The sequence below is a fragment of the Sphingobacterium sp. JUb20 genome, from assembly GCF_004342035.1.
In the GTDB taxonomy this organism is placed as follows: domain Bacteria; phylum Bacteroidota; class Bacteroidia; order Sphingobacteriales; family Sphingobacteriaceae; genus Sphingobacterium; species Sphingobacterium anhuiense.
Genome location: NZ_SLYV01000014.1, coordinates 89,476 through 109,027, shown reverse-complemented (window position 1 = coordinate 109,027; position 19,552 = coordinate 89,476). Strand labels below are relative to the sequence as shown.

At 33.7% G+C, this 19,552-nt stretch carries 14 protein-coding genes; 7 read left to right on the top strand and 7 right to left on the bottom strand.

Annotation, left to right across the window (positions count from 1 at the left end):
- Positions 1–56: 56 nt before the first annotated feature.
- The 4 genes from EDF66_RS21505 to EDF66_RS21490 form a co-directional block, all read right to left on the bottom strand.
- Positions 57–809: a zinc ribbon domain-containing protein gene (locus tag EDF66_RS21505; protein ID WP_021189289.1), complete on the bottom strand. Its 753-nt coding sequence runs from the start codon at positions 807–809 to the stop codon at positions 57–59.
- The gene (locus EDF66_RS21500) at positions 809–1,909 is read right to left on the bottom strand and encodes a Nif3-like dinuclear metal center hexameric protein (RefSeq protein ID WP_132844969.1); all 1,101 of its coding nucleotides are present in this window, start codon (positions 1,907–1,909) and stop codon (positions 809–811) included. The genes EDF66_RS21505 and EDF66_RS21500 overlap by 1 nt, the downstream gene beginning before the upstream one ends.
- Positions 1,899–2,399 (bottom strand): hypothetical protein, encoded by a 501-nt coding sequence (locus tag EDF66_RS21495; RefSeq protein WP_021189291.1) that lies wholly within the window; start codon positions 2,397–2,399, stop codon positions 1,899–1,901. Before EDF66_RS21495 ends, EDF66_RS21500 begins: the two co-directional genes overlap by 11 nt.
- Before the next feature lie 454 nt (positions 2,400–2,853).
- Complete coding sequence (locus EDF66_RS21490; protein WP_132844967.1) at positions 2,854–3,561, bottom strand: SAM-dependent methyltransferase; 708 nt, start codon at positions 3,559–3,561, stop codon at positions 2,854–2,856.
- A gap of 127 nt (positions 3,562–3,688) precedes the next feature.
- On the opposite strand from EDF66_RS21490, the gene apaG reads away from it, so the two are divergent.
- From apaG to EDF66_RS21470, 4 genes are all read left to right on the top strand, one after another.
- A complete protein-coding gene (gene apaG / locus EDF66_RS21485; RefSeq protein WP_132844966.1) occupies positions 3,689–4,075 on the top strand; it encodes a Co2+/Mg2+ efflux protein ApaG in 387 nt (128 codons plus the stop codon).
- A gap of 465 nt (positions 4,076–4,540) precedes the next feature.
- Positions 4,541–6,400, top strand: coding sequence for an ABC-F family ATP-binding cassette domain-containing protein (locus tag EDF66_RS21480; RefSeq protein WP_132844964.1), 1,860 nt, complete (start codon positions 4,541–4,543; stop codon positions 6,398–6,400).
- A 100-nt stretch (positions 6,401–6,500) separates the two neighbouring features.
- Positions 6,501–8,360: a tRNA uridine-5-carboxymethylaminomethyl(34) synthesis enzyme MnmG gene (gene mnmG, locus EDF66_RS21475; protein WP_132844962.1), complete on the top strand. Its 1,860-nt coding sequence runs from the start codon at positions 6,501–6,503 to the stop codon at positions 8,358–8,360.
- A 186-nt stretch (positions 8,361–8,546) separates the two neighbouring features.
- Entirely contained in the window at positions 8,547–10,121 is a 1,575-nt protein-coding gene (locus EDF66_RS21470; RefSeq protein WP_243656111.1) for an Ig-like domain-containing domain, read from the top strand.
- Here EDF66_RS21470 and EDF66_RS21465 read toward each other — a convergent pair.
- Both EDF66_RS21465 and nadB read right to left on the bottom strand, forming a co-directional pair.
- Complete coding sequence (locus EDF66_RS21465; RefSeq protein ID WP_021189295.1) at positions 10,118–10,627, bottom strand: gamma carbonic anhydrase family protein; 510 nt, start codon at positions 10,625–10,627, stop codon at positions 10,118–10,120. The genes EDF66_RS21470 and EDF66_RS21465 overlap by 4 nt on opposite strands.
- A gap of 7 nt (positions 10,628–10,634) precedes the next feature.
- On the bottom strand, positions 10,635–12,227 hold the full coding sequence (gene nadB, locus EDF66_RS21460; RefSeq protein WP_132844958.1) for an L-aspartate oxidase: 1,593 nt from the start codon (positions 12,225–12,227) through the stop codon (positions 10,635–10,637).
- Positions 12,228–14,232: 2,005 nt separating this feature from the next.
- On the opposite strand from nadB, the gene nadA reads away from it, so the two are divergent.
- Entirely contained in the window at positions 14,233–15,228 is a 996-nt protein-coding gene (gene nadA, locus EDF66_RS21455) for a quinolinate synthase NadA (RefSeq protein WP_132844956.1), read from the top strand.
- 20 nt (positions 15,229–15,248) lie between these two features.
- On the top strand, positions 15,249–16,295 hold the full coding sequence (thiL, locus tag EDF66_RS21450) for a thiamine-phosphate kinase (protein WP_021189297.1): 1,047 nt from the start codon (positions 15,249–15,251) through the stop codon (positions 16,293–16,295).
- 56 nt (positions 16,296–16,351) lie between these two features.
- Here the strand turns inward: thiL and EDF66_RS21445 are convergent, their stop codons facing one another.
- Complete coding sequence (locus tag EDF66_RS21445; RefSeq protein WP_310438671.1) at positions 16,352–17,176, bottom strand: segregation and condensation protein A; 825 nt, start codon at positions 17,174–17,176, stop codon at positions 16,352–16,354.
- Between the two features lie 133 nt (positions 17,177–17,309).
- On the opposite strand from EDF66_RS21445, the gene dxs reads away from it, so the two are divergent.
- Positions 17,310–19,238 (top strand): 1-deoxy-D-xylulose-5-phosphate synthase, encoded by a 1,929-nt coding sequence (dxs, locus tag EDF66_RS21440; RefSeq protein ID WP_132771748.1) that lies wholly within the window; start codon positions 17,310–17,312, stop codon positions 19,236–19,238.
- Positions 19,239–19,552: the final 314 nt, after the last annotated feature.

The window sequence follows — 19,552 nt, the reverse complement described above, 5'->3', positions numbered from 1 at the left end:
AATAAAAAAGCCCCAATTAAAAAATTGGGGCTTAAATATCAATATAAGGCTGTTTTTTAGAAACCGTAGTCTTGTTCTATTTCTAAAACAACACCTTCGTCTACTAAAACACGTCCACAGTGTTCACAGATAATAATTTTCTTACGTTGACGAATCTCAGATTGTAGTTGTGCAGGAATTTTATTATGACATCCTGAACAGCTATCACGGTCAATTGAAACAACTGCTAGACCATTCTTGAATGAATTACGTAAACGATAATAAACTTTATTTAAGCGTTCATCAATGTTAGCTTCCGCTTTTTCAGCTTTAGCCAACAAATCATCTTCATCTTTTTGAGTTTCAGAAGTAATTGTTTCCAATTCTTTCTTTTTACCTTCTAACTCACCTTTACTATACTCTAAATTAGATACTGTCGTATCGTAGTTTTCTGTTTTATTGCGAATTTCGAATTCAAATTCTTTAATTCTTTTTTCACAAACTTGGATTTCTAATCCTTGAATTTCAATTTCTTTCGAAATAGCATCATATTCACGATTATTTTTTACTTCGTTCAGTTGACTTTCATATTTTTTGATAGCCAATTGAGCGTCTTTAATCATGTTCTTACGCTTAACGATCGAATCTTCTAACTCATCTAAGTCTGTTCTGATCTTTTCGATACGTGTTTCTAAACCCGCAATTTCATCTTCAAGATCTGCAACCTCGATAGGTAATTCTCCTCTAATTTGGCGAATTTTATCTACTTTAGTATGTATGGCCTGTAATAACCATAATGCTTTCAATTTTTGTTCTACGGTTTGTTCCATCAACAATAGTGTTTTATAGGATTTGTATCTACTTCTGTTATTAGGACTGCAAAGTTAGGAAATTTTTCTGTAATTATATCGAACAATAATTCTTGCGTAAATTGTTCGCTTTCATAATGACCGATATCTGCAATCACAATTTGATTTTCTGCATCAAAAAATTCATGATATTTATAATCGGCTGTAACAAAAAAATCCGCTCCAGACCGCTTTGCGGTATTTAATAAAAATCCACCGGCACCACCACATACGGCAACCCTTGACACAGGTTTTCCCTGTAGAGAAGTATGTCTAATAACCTGCAGGTTTAAATTATTTTTTAAATAGGCTAAAAAATCCTGTTCAGACATAGGACTTTCTAAATTTCCAATAACTCCAGCTCCGACATCTTGATTTTTATTTTCCAGTTTAAGCGTATCGTAAGCAACTTCTTCATAAGGATGTGATTCATACATAGCCAAAAGAACTTTACGTTCAATAGCTTTTGTATAAACAACTTCAATTCTGGTCTCTTCCACTCTTTCTTGTAGCCCAATTTCCCCAATAGTTGGTTGTGCTTCGCCATGAGGTCTAAATGTACCATAACCGGCAGTATTAAAACTGCATTGCTCGTATTTGGTCCCAACTTTACCTGCGCCAGCATCAAATAGAGCTTCTCTAACCAATTCGACATGGCTTCGTGGGACATAGACCACAAGTTTATACAAAAGATTAGATTTAGGTTCTAAAATAGCCTGATTTTGAAGATTTAACAGGGAGGCTATCTTTGAATTAACACCACCTGTTATATTATCCAGATTCGTATGAATAGCATACAGCGCAATATCATGTTGAATTGCTTTTATAACAGTACGCTCCACGTAATTGTTTCCATTAAATTTCTTCAGACCTTTAAAAACAATGGGATGATGAGAAACAATTAAATTACATCCTTTAGCAATTGCATCATCAACTACCTCTTCAGTACAATCTAAAGAAATCAATATTTTTGAAAGTTCTTGATCCGGATCTCCCACGATTAAACCGCAATTGTCATACGACTCCTGTAGATCTAATGGTGCTATCCTTTCCAGATAAGCAGTAATTTCCTTAATCTTCATGTTTATTCTCTAATTCTTCTTGATCCCTAAAAGTATTATGTTGCTCTAATATACGCTTATAATTTTTGATATCAACCCAATAATTAATCATGGTTACAAAATGAAAAATAATAGCAACAACAGATATAAATGGGGGTAATGGAATATTTGTCGCCAAATATATCCAGCCATATAGTGAACCTTTCTTAAATGTCGGAGATTCATCTACAGCGATTTTACGATCAAAAAATTCATTAATTAACGAATCCCGTAAACGTCTTGCTACTTCAAAATTCCAATAAATATTAAATAAAGGAATAGCGATACCAAATACCTGATTAGGTTTTATACATTGATTTTCTTCTGACACCAATAATAATGTCTTTCTCATCGTATTGGCTAAAAACAGCCAAATAACAATACGAATAATATAAATTGCAATTACTGTATAGATAAACTCCGGCTTTGAAATTTCCTTCAATAACTGTTCTTGTAATTCTACTTGATCCATCTGTGCTAATTCTCGTTATGCAGTAAAGATACCAATTCTTTTAAATTCTTTATTCGTCGATTTTGATCAATTACCCTTAAAATGATATTTATATTAAAAGCTTTAACCTATTCCCAAATAGTGAAAGAGTGGGGGATTTATTAGATTATTATCCGACTGTATTCCTGCAACTTAGCAAGTTTTATGAAAAATAAAGTTCATATAAAAAATACATCTAATTAATAATCAGACGTGTATTTCAAAAGCATAGTATGCCGTATACAACTGAGATAATGATTGCAATCTACATGGAATCATTTAATACAACGCGTTTCAAAAACTATTCGTTATCAACAGATAAAATAACAGAGTAAATAAGTACTTACTCACCACATTTCACCCCATTTAAAACACCTCAGTGAGGTTTTTAATTTCAGTATGCGAACTTACCACACTAGGGTAGGGGAGACCATTACTAGTAAAGCAAAAATATAGCAGGTCTTTTATGAAAATCATCGGATCTCTTTTTCCATTGATCAATAGTCAATGTTTTAATAAATTCAGCATCATCTGTGAGATCACATGCAACACAAAGTTTAGTTTGTCCTTTACATGTTTTTAATAATTCGGCCAGTAATTGATTATTTCTGAAAGGAGTTTCTATAAAAATTTGTGTCTGATCTTCCTTTGATGCCTGTAGTTCCAATTCTTTTATACGTCTTGAACGATCTGTTTTATCAATAGGTAGATATCCTTGGAAAGCAAATTTTTGTCCACTAAAACCCGAAGCCATTAATGCTAATAAAATAGAACTAGGCCCAACTAATGGCACAATCTTAATTCCTTGACGATGTGCTTCAGCCACAATATCAGCACCGGGGTCAGCAACACCTGGGCAACCAGCTTCGGACATGAGACCGACATTTTTACCTGCTAGTAAGCCCTTGAAAAAATCTTTAATGTTTCCTTTATCTCTTGCATGCTTACCATAATCATAAATGATCAAATCCTTTTGAGGAATCTTAAGACCAGCTTGTTTAAGAAACTTACGTGCTGTCTTCTCATTCTCTACAATATATTCATCCAAGCTATTTATTGTCTCCACTAAATAGGAAGTGAAAGATTTTGCTGATGCTTCCTCGCTAAGAGGAACCGGAATCAAAAATAGTATACCTTTTTGCATATTTACAAACCTACTAAATTGTCTTTCATAACAGATGCATTTTTCAATATAATGTAAAACCTTATCATTTTTTTGAGTATTTAAACTCATTATTAGTAACTTAGTTGCATAGCAAAAAAAACTATATATGACAACTCAAATAACAGAAGGAATAAAAATTTCAGTAGAATGCGTTTTTCAACCTGAATATTCTAATCCAGAAAGAGATCATTTTATGTTTGCTTATCTAATAAGTATAGAAAACTTAAGTGATTCAAGTATTCAGCTCATGAGCCGCTACTGGAATATTTTCGATTCAATCGGAGATCATAATGAAGTATATGGTGACGGTGTGGTCGGAGAACAGCCCATTATTGAGCCAGGTCAAATGCATCAATATACATCAGGATGCAATTTAAAAAGTGAGATGGGCTATATGGAAGGTTACTTTAATATGATCAAATTGATAGACGACTCTTCATTCAAAGTTGACATCCCTAGATTTAACTTGATTGCAAATTACGTATTGAACTAGATCATTATCACCTGCATTTCATCTTATCCAGATCTTCTCCAAAGATTACATATAAAAGGCGAAAATTACTTACTTTTGCGTGATACATTTGTGAGTGGAAATTATTTTCTAAATAATCAAATTCATATATCTTCCTTATTCATCGCGATTGATTTTACATGTGATAAAATCTGCTTGAATAACTTGGACATACTGTTGCTAGGGACCAACATTTAAAATCTCCTATTAAATGACCAACTGTCATTTATTCTTAATAAAATAATACGTTAGCAATGTGCTAACTTTTGCATATAATTTACTACCATCAAAGTTATTTATACTAGAGGGTAGACATTCATAGTTTTTAATACATAGAGGTGTATTGAAAAACACAAGAAAAACATAAAATACTAATAATCAGTATTTTATGTTTTTCTCATGTATAAATTATGCAATTTATTGAACAAGAAAAATTAGGAAATTAACGTGAGTATATTAGCAACTGAACAAGTAAGTCATTCATTTCATGATAGATGGCTTTTTAAAGATTTACATTTTGGACTTCTAAAAGGGGATCGAGTAGCCTTAGTAGGTATCAACGGAACAGGAAAATCAACCCTTCTCTCCATATTAGGTGGCAAATTAGAGCCTACCTCCGGAAAAGTTGTTAAAGAAAAAGGTATCAAGATTGGTTTTTTAGATCAAGATCCTAAATATGATGGATTAACCTCCATTAACGATTTTATATATTCAACTGACAACGAAGAACAGCGATTAATTAGAGATTATGAAGAGCTTTTGGCTATGCCAGAAATTGATCAGAATAAATTAGAAGAGCTGACAGAAAAAATAACAACCCTCAATGCATGGGAGTATGAGTATAATATTAAGACTATTTTGAATAGACTTAATATTGTCGATTTTCATCAAGATATAAAGAGTCTTTCGGGAGGACAACGTAAGCGACTAGCTCTAGCAAAACTTTTAATAGACGAACCGGATGTTTACATTCTAGATGAGCCTACCAACCATTTGGATATTGAAACAATAGAATGGCTTGAAAAACTTTTGATAACAGGAAATAAAACTGTATTACTGGTTACCCATGATCGTTATTTTTTAGATAACATTTGTACAGAGATCAGAGAATTGGATAGGGGAAAGCTGTTTACTTATAAAGGAAACTATTCATACTTCCTCGAGAAAAAATCTGACCGCGAAGCGATCGACGCAGTAATGGTAGAAAGAAGTAGAAATCTATTACGTCGGGAACTAGAATGGATGAGAAGACAACCGCAAGCACGTGGTACAAAATCAAAATCTAGAATAGATGCTTACTATGAGCTTGAAGATAAATCCAAAGCTCAAAAAGCAAATGACTCTGTTCAGTTAAGTGTTAAAATAAGTAGACAAGGCTCTAAAATTTTAGAATTGGAACATATCTCTAAAAATTATGGAGATAAAGTCATCATCAGTGATTTCTCTTATGTTTTCAAAAAAGGTGACCGTATTGGATTAGCCGGTAAGAATGGAACAGGTAAATCTACTTTTCTAAATCTAATTACCAAAAATGAAATACCGACTAGTGGTAGTATTGCTGTAGGTGAAACGACCGTTTATGGGTATTACAAACAAGGTGGTTTAGAAGTAAGTGAAGGAGATCGAGTTCTAGATGTTGTAAAAAATGTAGCAGAATATATCAAGATGGCAAATGGTGAAGTGATCACTGCTTCACAATTATTGACACACTTTTTGTTTCCTCCTGAAAAACAATTTGGTTTTGTAAGCAAGTTGAGTGGGGGTGAGCGTAAGCGTTTACAACTAATGCGCGTGCTGATGTTAAACCCGAACTTCCTAATACTCGATGAGCCATCAAACGATCTTGATATTGACACCTTAAATGTTCTAGAAGATTTCTTAATGAACTATAATGGCGTACTTATATTAGTTTCTCACGATAGATATCTACTAGATAAATTGACAGAGCAATTATTCATATTTGAGGGAGAGGGAAAAATTGATATCTATAATGGTAATTATGCCGATTATAAAACAGAGCAGGATATCTTACTAAAAGAACAAAAACAGAAAAAAGATATTCCTGTTCAAAAGAAAGAAGAAGTAAAGGAAGAAAAGAAAAAACTTTCATATAAAGAGCAATTGGAGTACGATAAACTGGAAAAAGAAATACAGCAATTGGAAGAACTCTTGGTAGAAAAAAACAATACACTTCATTCTACGGTGGACCATGTACAACTATCAAGTATAGCAAAAGAAATAGAAGATATACAAAATAGTATAGACGTCAAATCTGAAAGATGGTTGAGTCTAGCAGAACTGATGTAAAAACAACACGCTACGTTTCACGTGAAACGTAGCGTAATAAATAATAAAAACTAAAAAAATCAATTCCGCCGTTTCACGTGGAACTTTGAAATAAAACAAGATGTTTAAAAAATATAACGTTATCGTAGTTGGTGCAGGACATGCCGGCTGTGAAGCCGCGGCGGCAGCTGCAAACCTAGGTTCATCTGTACTTCTCATTACAATGAATATGGGAGTAATCGCACAGATGAGTTGTAATCCAGCAATAGGTGGAGTAGCAAAAGGACAAATCGTAAGAGAAATTGATGCCATGGGTGGCTATACGGGTATCATCGCAGATAAATCAACTATTCAATTTAGAATGCTTAATCTGTCGAAAGGACCTGCCATGTGGAGTCCCAGAACGCAGAATGATCGTATGCGATTCGCAGAAGAATGGAGATTACAACTGGAAGCTCTGCCAACATTAGACATGTGGCAAGATACCGTGAAAGAAGTGATCGTTAAAAATGGAAAAGCTTGCGGTGTCATCACTTCTTTAGGAATAGAAATAGAAGCAGACGCAGTAGTCCTAACAAATGGAACTTTTCTAAATGGTGTCATTCACATTGGTGAAAAGAAATTCGGTGGTGGGAGAACAGGAGAGAAGGCAGCAACAGGTTTAACAGAACAACTTGTATCACTAGGCTTCGAGTCCGGTAGAATGAAAACCGGAACACCTCCGCGAATCGATGGAAGAAGCTTAAATTATTCCTTGATGGAAGAGCAATGGGGCGACGATAATCGAGGTCGGTTCTCTTATACAGATACTCCATTACCGACAGAGCAACGCTGTTGCTGGATCACATATACCAATGATAAGGTACATGAAATGTTGAAAACAGGTTTTGAAAGATCACCTATGTTCACAGGTAGAATAAAAGGCCTTGGCCCACGTTACTGTCCTTCGATAGAAGACAAAATCAATCGCTTTGCAGAACGTGAAAGACATCAGATTTTTGTAGAACCAGAAGGATGGACTACGAATGAAATTTATGTTAATGGCTTCTCCACTTCTTTACCGGAAGATGTGCAACAAAAAGCTTTACAATTGATCCCAGGTTTTGAAAATGCAAGAATGTATAGACCAGGTTATGCTATAGAATATGATTTCTTTCCACCTATGCAACTTGATCTAACTTTGGAAACACTCATTGTAAAGCATCTCTTTTTTGCAGGACAGATTAATGGTACTACAGGTTATGAAGAAGCAGCAGCGCAAGGATTCATTGCAGGTATCAACGCACACCAACGCATTAATGATGATAAAGAACTAATCTTAAAAAGATCTGAATCTTATATAGGCGTACTAATTGATGACTTAGTAACAAAAGGAACTGATGAGCCATACCGCATGTTTACTTCCAGAGCAGAACATCGCTTACTGCTAAGACAAGATAATGCAGATATCAGATTAACACCGATTGCCCATAAATTAGGATTAGTAGGAGATGAGCGACTGAATAAAGTAAATGAGAAAATTAAAAATTCAGATCATATTATTCAGTATCTTAAACAAAATTCAACAACAGTAGATAAGATGAATCCTATCTTAGACGAAGTTGGATCAAGCTTGATTTCACAAAAAACAAAATTGGTTAATTTACTAGGAAGACCACAAATCAATATCTATGACCTCGCGAAAGGTGATTCAGATTTTGGATCCTATTTAAACCAGTTTGACAAAGAGACAATAGAGCAGGCGGAAATCAAAGTCAAATATGAAAGCTACTTCGAGAAAGAAATGGAAATCGTAAACAGAATGAAAAAAATGGAAGATAGAGAAATCAATCCAGATTTTGATTATTCTTCCTTAGTTTCGTTGTCGATAGAAGCAAGACAAAAACTAGCTCAGGTAAAACCAAGAACATTGGGCCAGGCATCCAGAATATCAGGTGTATCACCATCCGATATCAGTGTTTTAATGGTACACATGTCATAATAATCTGATTTACAGTTACTTGTATAATAAATATTATCAATGCAAAATAAAGCGATATAAAGTATTATTATTTCATTTATGAGTCAACATTCAAAAAAAAATAAAACAAGCTTAAAAAGCATTAAAAGCACACTAATCACAAGGTTAGTGCTTTTAAGCTTGTTTTCTTCTCTGATTTTATTAACTGTGCAATGTGCAAGCATAAAGCAGCCAACAGGTGGACCGAAAGATTCAATTGCACCGGTGGTACTCAATGAGTTTCCTAAGAATTTCTCAAAAAATTTCAAAGAGAAAAAAATTAGCATCACATTAGATGAGTATATTAAACTCAATAATCAGCAAAAGGAAATCAGTGTTTCTCCTGATATGGATAAGCCACCACAATTTAAAATTAAAAAGAAAGTACTCGAAATTACCTTACCAGATTCTTTAGAACAGAATACAACCTATACCATCAATTTTGGAAAGGGTCTCGTTGATTATAATGCGAGTAATCCAATCATCAATTACAGTTATGTATTTGCAACAGGAGATCAGATTGATTCATTATCAATATCAGGAAACGTAACCAACGCTTTGACAAAGGAGAAAGAAAAGGAAGTCCGGGTATTACTAATTCCAGTCAGTCAGGATTCTATATTTGGCAAAAAGAAAGCCAATATTTTTGCGCAAACAGATACAATTGGTAATTTTAAAATAAGTAATCTAAGAGCTAATACCTATCGCATTTATGCACTAAAGGAAACAAATAATGACCGTATCTATAACGGCGTAGATGAACTAATCGGTTTCTTAAAAGACTCCATTGTATTGGACAAAGACCTAACGAATATTAATCTTCAAATATCAAAAGGTACACCACTTAAATTTAGAGTAGTTGACAAGAAAATTGAAAACACAGGACGGATACATTTAGTTTTCAATAGGGGTATTAAAAAGCCAAACTTAGTGCTACTAAATGATGATGAAAATGATAAATCAAAAATTGTTAAGTACTCGGAAGCACAGGATTCAGCGTTAATTTTTATTAATAACCTAGAAAGAGATTCTTTAAAATTTGTCTTATCAGAAAACAATACAGTACTTGATACCATATTGGTAAAGAAATCGAATCTGAAATTAGATAGATCAATTGTTCCAACAACTTCTCCATCTACAGATAAAGTTGACCGCGTAAAACATCTAACAATATCATCTTTAACACCTATAAAATTAATAGATAAAAGCAAAGTAAAATTGATAGAAGATAGCATTGCTAAAACAAATTTTCAACTCCAATTGGATACTAATGTTGCCAATCTTTATCACTTAAGATACAATTGGAGAAAGCAAAAAAACTATGAAATTATTCTTGAAGAAGGCGCAATGCAAGGCTATTTCGGTGAAAAAAATAAAGAGAAAAAGCTGACACTTGCTTATGATGATAGTGATAATTACGGCGATATAACGTTTACTTTTACTGCCATTGACAGTGCAAGACAGTACATCGTAGAACTTATTGATGAGAAAAAAGAAAAAGTATTCCGAAGAGATATTCTCAATAATTCAATCGGGAAAGTAGCTTATAAAGAATTCCCCGGTGGTAAATATTCCATCAGAATAATACGCGACGATAACAAGAATGGCATTTGGGATCCTGGAGAAGTTTATAAATCAACGCAACCAGAACCCCTAGTATATTTAAACAAAACCTTTACAATACGTGCTAACTGGGAGCAAAATGAATCGTTCAGTTTACAGGAACTGAACGACTTGAATTAATCAAACCAGGAACTATAAAGCACATAATTATGCGGTAACTGCTGTAACAATAACCTTTGTTCATCAGTTATCGCTTTTATTTTTTTAGCCGGCACTCCAGCATATAAATACCCCGATTCACATACTGTATTTTCCAAAACAACAGCTCCTGCTGCAATAATAACATGGCTTTCTAGCACAGCATTATCCATAACAATGGCCCCCATACCTATCAGCACATAATCATGTACAACACAACCATGTACCATCGCCTGATGGCCGATGTTCACATAGTTACCGATCGTTGTACCAGCCTTTTGATAGGTACAATGAATAACAACCCCATCCTGAATATTGGTATAATTACCGATACGGATATAATTTACATCTCCTCTTACGACAGCATTAAACCAAACTGAACAATGCTCTCCCAGCTCAACATCACCTACAATAGTACAATTAGGCGCTATAAAGCAGTTATCTTTAAATTTAGGGCTAATACCCTTTACTGGTAATATGCAGGCCATAATTGTTCTAAAATAAAGTATCTGTTAAAGTATCAGCATGTTGCGGATAATCTGTTGTAAAATGCAGTCCCCTACTTTCTTTTCTTAATAAAGCAGATTTTGTCACAATGAAAGCCACCTGTATCACATTTCTAAGCTCACATAGTTTAACTGACAATTTTGTATGCCTATAAAAGTCTTCAGTCTCCCCATACAATAAATGCAATCGATTGAGTGCTCGTTCTAATCTAAAATCTGAACGTACAATACCGACATAATCACTCATCACTTTTTGACACTCTCGCAGATTATGTGTAACCAAAATATCTTCATTGGAAAGCTTTGCTTTTGAATCATCCCATTCTGGCACTCCTACCGCATAATCGGCTGTAGAAATCACTTTTGTAGCATCCAGGTAAATACGATGCGCATATACCAATGCTTCTAACAGGGAGTTGGAAGCTAGGCGATTTGCGCCATGTAAACCTGTCGATGAACATTCGCCACAAGCATATAAATTTTGAATACTGCTACGTCCAAAATCATCAACATAGATACCCCCACATAAGTAGTGCGCAGCTGGTGTAACAGGAATAAAATCCTTACTCATGTCGAGTCCAATAGACAAGCATTTTTCGTAAATATTTGGAAAATGTTTAATAATATCCTCCTTCTCACGGTGGGTTATATCTAAATAAACATAATCAATTCCTGACTTTTTCATCTCGGCATCGATTACTCGAGCCACAATATCCCGAGGTGCCAATGAAGCTCGTTTATCGTATTCAGCCATGAAATCATCCCCATTAATACGTCTTAGAATACCGCCAAAACCACGCACAGCTTCCGAAACCAAAAACGCTGGTGAGTCACTAGGATTATACAAAGCAGTAGGATGAAATTGCATAAATTCCATATTTCGCACCTTACCTTTTGCACGGTAAACCATGGCAATTCCGTCACCTGTGGCAATAGTTGGATTGGTTGTACTTGCATATATATGGCCAGCACCACCAGAAGCCATCACCGTAGTTTTGCTCAAAATCTTATCAACCTGATGCGTATTTGTATTGAATGCATAGATGCCAAAACACTTAATATCGCTCCTTTGCTTATCGACAAATTCACCTAAATGGTGCTGTGTTATTAAATCTATGGCGAAATAATGCGTCAACATTTCGATATTTGGATGCTCGTGTATTTTCTGCAAAAGAGACCTTTCAATCTCATACCCCGTGATATCTTTATAATGCAAGATACGATTGGCAGAATGACCTCCCTCCTTCGCAAGATCATAAAATCCGCTGTCCGATTTATCAAATGAAGTTCCATATGAAATCAATTCGTTAATACGTTCTGGAGCTTCCCGAACTACGTTTTCCACAATATTCACATCGCATAAACCATCCCCAGCAATCTGAGTATCAATTATATGCTGCTCAAAGCTATCAGACTTATCCACAACTGCGGCCACTCCTCCTTGTGCGTATTTTGTATTTGATTCATCTTCGTTAGATTTTGTGACAATCAATACTTTACCATGATCAGCAGCTTTTAAAGCAAAGCTTAATCCCGCTATTCCAGACCCAATTACAAGGAAATCTACCTTTTTTTCTGACATAAAATAATATTACATGTGACCAGCACATTTTGACTATTCAAATTAACAAAAAATGTGGAAAACGTGTAAATAAAAGGTTAAATAAAAATGATAACTTTTTTTTTATTGTTGATATCTCCTATTTCTCACAAAATTCTTAAAAGTTATTAGCACAAAACTGCTCGTTTATCAACATAAATTAACATCAAAAAAATTCACATTTTTTTATTGAAAACAAAATCAAGGAAAAATCAGATAATTAAAAATCAGGCCTTTAAAATGAAATTAATGTGAATAAATTGTTAATAACTTTATAAAATCTTCATATCAAAATAAAAAATCACACTTTTATCCCCATTTTCCACACACTAATAAACAATAAGACCTTTTTATATAAAAAAGATTATTATTTATTAAAAAAAAAGAATGTGGAATACGTTTGATTTTCTTTGTTTAGTTTTGTCAAGTTGAATTTGAGGCTTTGAGAATTTGATTATTGATTAGGTATTGAAACTGAAATCAAATATTCAATTCTCAAGGGCTTTATTTCTTTTGAAAATATTTTTAAACCCCTTTATAATGCGATAAATCTTATTTTTTAATTTAAAAATCTAAATAATGAACTGTTAAACAGCTTAATCGGCTATTTTAATGGCTTTAGATTTCAATATTTTGATTTTATTTTTTTATTATTCTAAATATCGAATCTTAAATACCTGAAATTTGCTTTTTTATAATTTGGTCTAGATTTAAAACGAAAAATTTTAGGTCATTTTACACTGAGATCCCTTTGGTTAGTATTTTTTGTAATTGTGTATAAAGCATTTTCAAAATTTTTAATTGAAATCTCTCCTGGCGATCTTAAATACCATCTTCTTAAAAATCATATTTTTGAAATTTGAGATTGAAAAAATAAATTTTTCAATTTTTTTTTGAAAATGTTATTACGATTAAAGTCGTTTAGCTTTGAATTTTTATAAAATTTTTTGGATTTTGTAAAAATTTGAGCTTTTAAAGTGGTTTATTTTATAAATAAGCTCGCTTAGAATTGAATATACTTTTTTATAAAAAATGAATTATTCTACATTGTAATTTCAAAGCCTTTAATTTGATTTTAGGCGCCTTGAGGATCTCTTATTTACTTCATCAGAATTTTATTTTCAAAAAATTCTATCTATGGTCGCTTTATTTTTTTTTAAAAATTAGCAGTCAAATATTTTTATATCATCTTCAGATCGTAATAGCCGATGATCATAGCCGCTTCCACTTTTCAGTAATTTTTTTTTTCTAACCTTATCTTTTGTATTTAAAAGCGCTTTACTTGCAATATTTGTTTTTTTAAAATTTTTCTGTTGATGTATAGGTTTTCTCAAGCGTTTATATTAAAAATTAAGTCCCTTACATTTAAATATTTGAAAACTTTGTGAATAAATTTTGCTGTAATTTATTTGTATAGCTTCAAAATAGTTTAGCTTTGTCCTATTGATTTGCATTAAAATCATCTTTGATTTTTTAATTTATAGCATTTCATTAAAATTCTTTGATATTCTCACCATTCTATATTGTGATCAATACTGCGATATTTGATAATTTTAGAAGTGAAATTCCAAATATTCGATTCTAAGAGCCTTTAATTTGAATTTTGAGGCCTTTACAATTCGATATTTATATTTATGTGGACAACTATATTGAATATTTGAATCTCATATTGCTATACAGTGCTATTTAGATAAGTTTTTGTAGTCTTAAAATTCACCTTTTAAGAAATGTTGATAAGTATGTTAATTAGCTTTATTATAAGTATTTACATTAGATTTTTAGAATGAATTTCACCTGTTATTAACACATAGTAAAAATACGCTTTATTGAAATGTTGATAAGTGTGTTAATTAGCTGAATATTAATATACTATTTATAACTATCAGTTAGTTACAGTTGGAATTATAAACATCATTTTCTATTTGAAAGATTTATTGAAGAACTATTCTTAATTTTGTAACGTAAATCAAATTAAGAAGAAGAATTAATGGATTTAGTAAATTACGATATTGAAGCTAAGGGCTATATTGATGCTCCTATAGATCCTAGCTTAGATTTGATACAAGAGATCAAACGTCTTAAGGAAGAGAAAAACGCCGTCATTTTAGCACATTACTATCAAGAAGCGGAAATACAAGATATAGCTGACTATATTGGTGATAGTTTAGGTTTATCTCAGGAAGCAGCAAAGACCGATGCTGATGTGATTGTTTTCGCTGGAGTGCACTTTATGGCTGAAACAGCAAAGATACTTTCACCATCAAAAAAAGTTTTACTTCCAGATGCCAAAGCAGGCTGTTCATTGTCGGATTCATGTCCACCTCATCTATTTGCTAAGTTTAAGGAGCAGTATCCCGATCATTTGGTCATCACGTATGTAAACTGTACTGCAGAATTGAAAGCGCTATCTGATATTGTCTGTACTTCTAGTAATGCAGTTGAGATTGTGGAGAGTCTACCGAAAGATCAAAAGATCATTTTTGGACCAGATCGTAATCTTGGGGCCTATGTAAAGAAGAAGACAGGAAGAGATCTTGTTTTATGGAATGGTGCATGTATGGTGCATGAGATTTTTTCTCAGGATAAAATAGATTGTTTAAGAGCTGAACATCCCGATGCAAAATTCATTGCTCATCCGGAGTGTGAAGATCATATCTTAGCAAGTGCAGATTATGTAGGTTCTACCTCTGGAATGCTGAAGTTTACAATCAATGATCCTGCGACCACATATATAGTCGCTACAGAGTCGGGAATTATCCATCAGATGCAAAAGGCTAGTCCAGGTAAAACTTTCATTCCTGCGCCTCCAAATAATGCTTGTGCGTGTAATGATTGTCCACATATGAAATTAAATACTTTGGAGAAGCTTTATAATTGCTTAAAGTATGAAAGTCCGGAAATAACACTAGATGATTCGGTGATTGCCCGTGCGAAACGACCTATTGAACGTATGTTGGAAATATCCGCACAATTAGGATTATAAAATAAAAAACAAAGACAGATATGTTAGAATTTGATAATACAGAAAGAACAAATTTAGGAGAGTTGGGTGAATTTGGTTTAATTTCATATTTAACGAAAGCTGTCGAGATTAATGAACCCAGTACCCTTAAAGGTATCGGGGACGATGCCGCTGTTTTAGATTTTTCAAATAAGAAAACTTTAATTTCAACAGATCTTCTGTTGGAGGGTATCCACTTTGATCTGCGTTATGTTCCTTTGAAACATTTAGGTTATAAAGCTGTACAGGTGAATCTGAGTGATATCTATGCCATGAATGGAACAGCATCGCAAATTACATTCTCAATCGGGTTATCCTCAAAATTTCCATTAGAAGCAGTTGAAGAAATCTATCAAGGTGCACTGATTGCTTGTAAAAAGTATAATGTGGATCTTATTGGCGGGGATACGTCAGCTTCAGTTCAAGGATTGGTTATTTCGGTAACGAGTATCGGTTTTGCTGATGAAGATCAGATTGCCTATCGATCAGGTGCACAGGAAGGCGACTTGTTATGTGTTTCAGGCGATTTGGGCGCTGCTTATGTTGGACTACAATTACTAGAGCGTGAGAAAAATATCTTCTTGGAGAACCCGAATATACAACCAGATCTAGAAGGTAAGGATTATATCGTAGAGCGCCAGCTGAAACCAGAGGCTAGAAGAGATATTGTTGAATTATTAGCAAAGATCGGTATTAAGCCGAATGCAATGATTGATGTATCAGATGGATTGGCATCAGAGATTATACATATTTGTGAGGCATCTGATAAAGGTTGTAAACTTTACGAAGATAAAATACCGCTGGATTCGATGACTTATGAGACAGCTCGTGAATTTGGAATAGATCCAACCGTTTGTGCGTTGAATGGAGGAGAAGATTATGAATTATTGTTCACGATTCCACAAGCTGATTATGATAAAATAAAAGGATCGATGGATATTACTGTTATTGGGCATATTACACAAGCAAGTGAAGGATGTCAAATGATTTCTAAATCTGGAAAGGTCTATCCAATAACGGCGCAAGGTTGGAATGCATTTAAAGACTAAGGGTATTGTATACTATAAATAGAAGAGGCGATAATTCAGATTATCGCCTCTTCTATTTATAATGCTAATTCTTCTTCAATATCGATGTGATCGAATTCATCTTCACGTCTTTTTCGGATGCTGAATTCGTTATAGCCGAAACCTATTTCTATTTGCAATAATTTTTGTTGAAGCATTTCAAGGATCGCGAGGAAATTGTAAACGAACTGTACCTTATTTTCAGAGTTTTTTAGAATATATTGAAAATCGAGTTGCCTATTTATTTCTATCAAATCTGCTATTGCCTTTTTTTGTTGATCTATACTATAAGGATGTTTTATAACAGTATGTTTTACTTCCGCAGGTCTATTAGTATATTGAAACATGACACCTTCGTATACCATCATCAATTTATACAGATCAAAACTGTTTAATTCTTCGCCTGTATTTGACTCCGGCCTAGCAAGTTTAATATCGTAATTGATATTACCCCGTTTATAAAGTTTAAGCCGCTCATCTTCCAATAATTTTAAATCCTCACAGGTATCCTTAAACTGCTTGTATAAAATTAATTTTTGAATTAAATCTTCTTTAGGATCGATTTCATTTTCATCATCATCCAATTCCGGGCGTGGGAGGAGCATCTTAGCTTTTATACGCATCAGGGTCGAAGCCACAAAAATAAATTCACTGGCCATCTCCATGTCTAAAGCCTGTAATTTGTTGACATATGACAGGAAATCGTCGGTTATTTTGGAGATTGGTATCTCATGAATATTTAATTCATCCCTTTCAATAAAAAATAAGAGAAGGTCAAATGGGCCTTCAAACTGGGGTAACTTTATTTCGTATCCTTCTTCTACTTGCATATCAAGAGCAAATTTACATAATAATACAAACATTTTTATTTCAAACTATTAAAACTAAAAGCTTCTGCAACTGTTCATTTTCTAATACAAAAAGTATGATAAATACGAAAGTTGTGATAAATTAGTTGTTATTTTGTATCAATATTTTAAAGTAATTAGCAATACTATGCAGTTTGATGCTGGAGAATTATTAAGTAAAATCAATGATCCCTCTGATCTGAAAAAACTCAAGGATGACCAACTGGAACAAGTGAGCCAGGAATTACGTCAATATATCATTGATTTAGTTTCGGTTAATGGTGGTCACTTTGCAGCTAGTTTGGGAGTAGTTGAATTGACTGTGGCATTACATTATGTCATGAATACTCCCTATGATCAATTAATATGGGATGTAGGTCATCAGGCCTATGGACATAAGATATTAACAGGACGTAGAGATTCTTTTCATACGAATAGAATTGTCGATGGTATTTCCGGTTTTCCAAAACGAGGAGAGTCCATCTATGATGCTTTTGGAGTAGGACATTCGTCAACATCAATCTCTGCCGCATTAGGTATGGCGGTTGCTTCTCAGATCAAAGGAGAAAAAGATCGTCAGCATATTGCGATTATTGGCGATGGTGCTATGACAGGAGGTATGGCATTTGAAGCTTTGAATCATGCAGGTATAGAGAAATCAAATCTTTTGGTTATTCTCAATGATAACTGTATGTCCATTGATCCTAATGTAGGAGCATTAAAAGAGTATTTAACCAGTATCACAACTTCAAAACGATATAATCGTTTCAGAGACGATATTGCATCTGTCTTATCCAAGATATCAGAGATGGGACCGAATGCTTTAGGAGCTGTTAAAAAGCTGGAAAAAAGCATAAAAGGGACATTACTCAAGAATGCTAATTTATTTGAATCTTTAAATTTCAGATACTTTGGACCTGTTGATGGACATGATGTCAAAAAATTAGCAAAGACACTGGAAGATTTGCGCCATATCCCCGGGCCAAAGTTGTTACATTGCGTAACTGTTAAAGGTAAGGGATATGCATTAGCAGAAAAAGATCAAACCAAATGGCATGCCCCAGGTTTATTTGATAAAATAACAGGCGAGATAAAAAAATCTGTCAATGATAAACCGACAGCACCGAAATATCAAGATGTCTTTGGAAATACATTGGTAGAACTTGCGGAGAAGAATGATAAAATAGTGGGTATTACACCTGCTATGCCTTCTGGATCATCTATGAATATTATGATGAAAGCTTTTCCAGAACGATCATTTGATGTAGGAATAGCAGAACAACATGCTGTTACATTCAGTGCGGGTTTAGCAACCCAAGGGCTAATGCCTTTCTGTAATATTTATTCCTCATTCATGCAGCGTGCGTTTGACCAAGTCATTCATGATGTAGCCTTACAGAATCTTAATGTAGTATTTTGTCTGGACCGTGCCGGTGTAGTAGGAGCGGATGGTCCGACACATCACGGTGCTTACGATATTGCTTTTATGCGCTGTATACCAAATATGACGGTTTCCGCTCCAATGAATGAAGAGGAGTTACGCAATTTGATGTATACTGCTCAATTAGAAAATAAAGGTCCTTTTGTAATTCGCTATCCAAGAGGTAACGGCGTGATGGTCGATTGGAAAAAACCGTTTAAAGAAATTGAAATTGGAAAAGGCAGATTAATTCAGGATGGAGAAGCTGTTGCCATTTTAACTTTTGGAGCAATCGGTAACGAAGCCAGTAAAGCAATTTTGCAATTAGCTGAAGAAGGAATATATCCGGCTCACTATGATTTAAGATTTGCTAAACCTTTGGATGAAGAATTGTTACATAAAGTTTTTCAAAAATTTGAAAATATCATTACCGTTGAAGATGGCTGTTTGCAGGGTGGAATTGGGTCTGCTGTTCTAGAATTTATGGCCGATCATCAATACAGTCGTAAAGTTGTAAGATTAGGTATCCCTGATGCTATCATCGAGCATGCCGAACAGAAAGATCAATGGAATATAGCATACTACGACAGTGCCGCTATAATGGCCGAATGTCGAAAATTAGTAAAAGGTATAAAAACGGATACGATGGTTAGCTAAATTCGTTTGGTAAAAAAAATAAAAAAGAGGAATCATATCATCATGATTCCTCTTTTTTTGTTTAACTTTATAAAGATTCATCCGGCAGCAGTTCCCTTTTTTATAGTTTACTAGATTCGATCATTATTTTGCAACGTTATACGGATGGAATATTGCATGAATTATAGACCAAAAACTACTTTTTTTTAAAAAAAATAACAAAAAATTTGGAATGTTAATAAAAAAAAATAAGGCTAAAATTAGTTGCAAAAAAAAGCGATTTTTTTAATGTAACTAGTTGATTAATAATGAATTTAAATTAATTTTAAATTTTA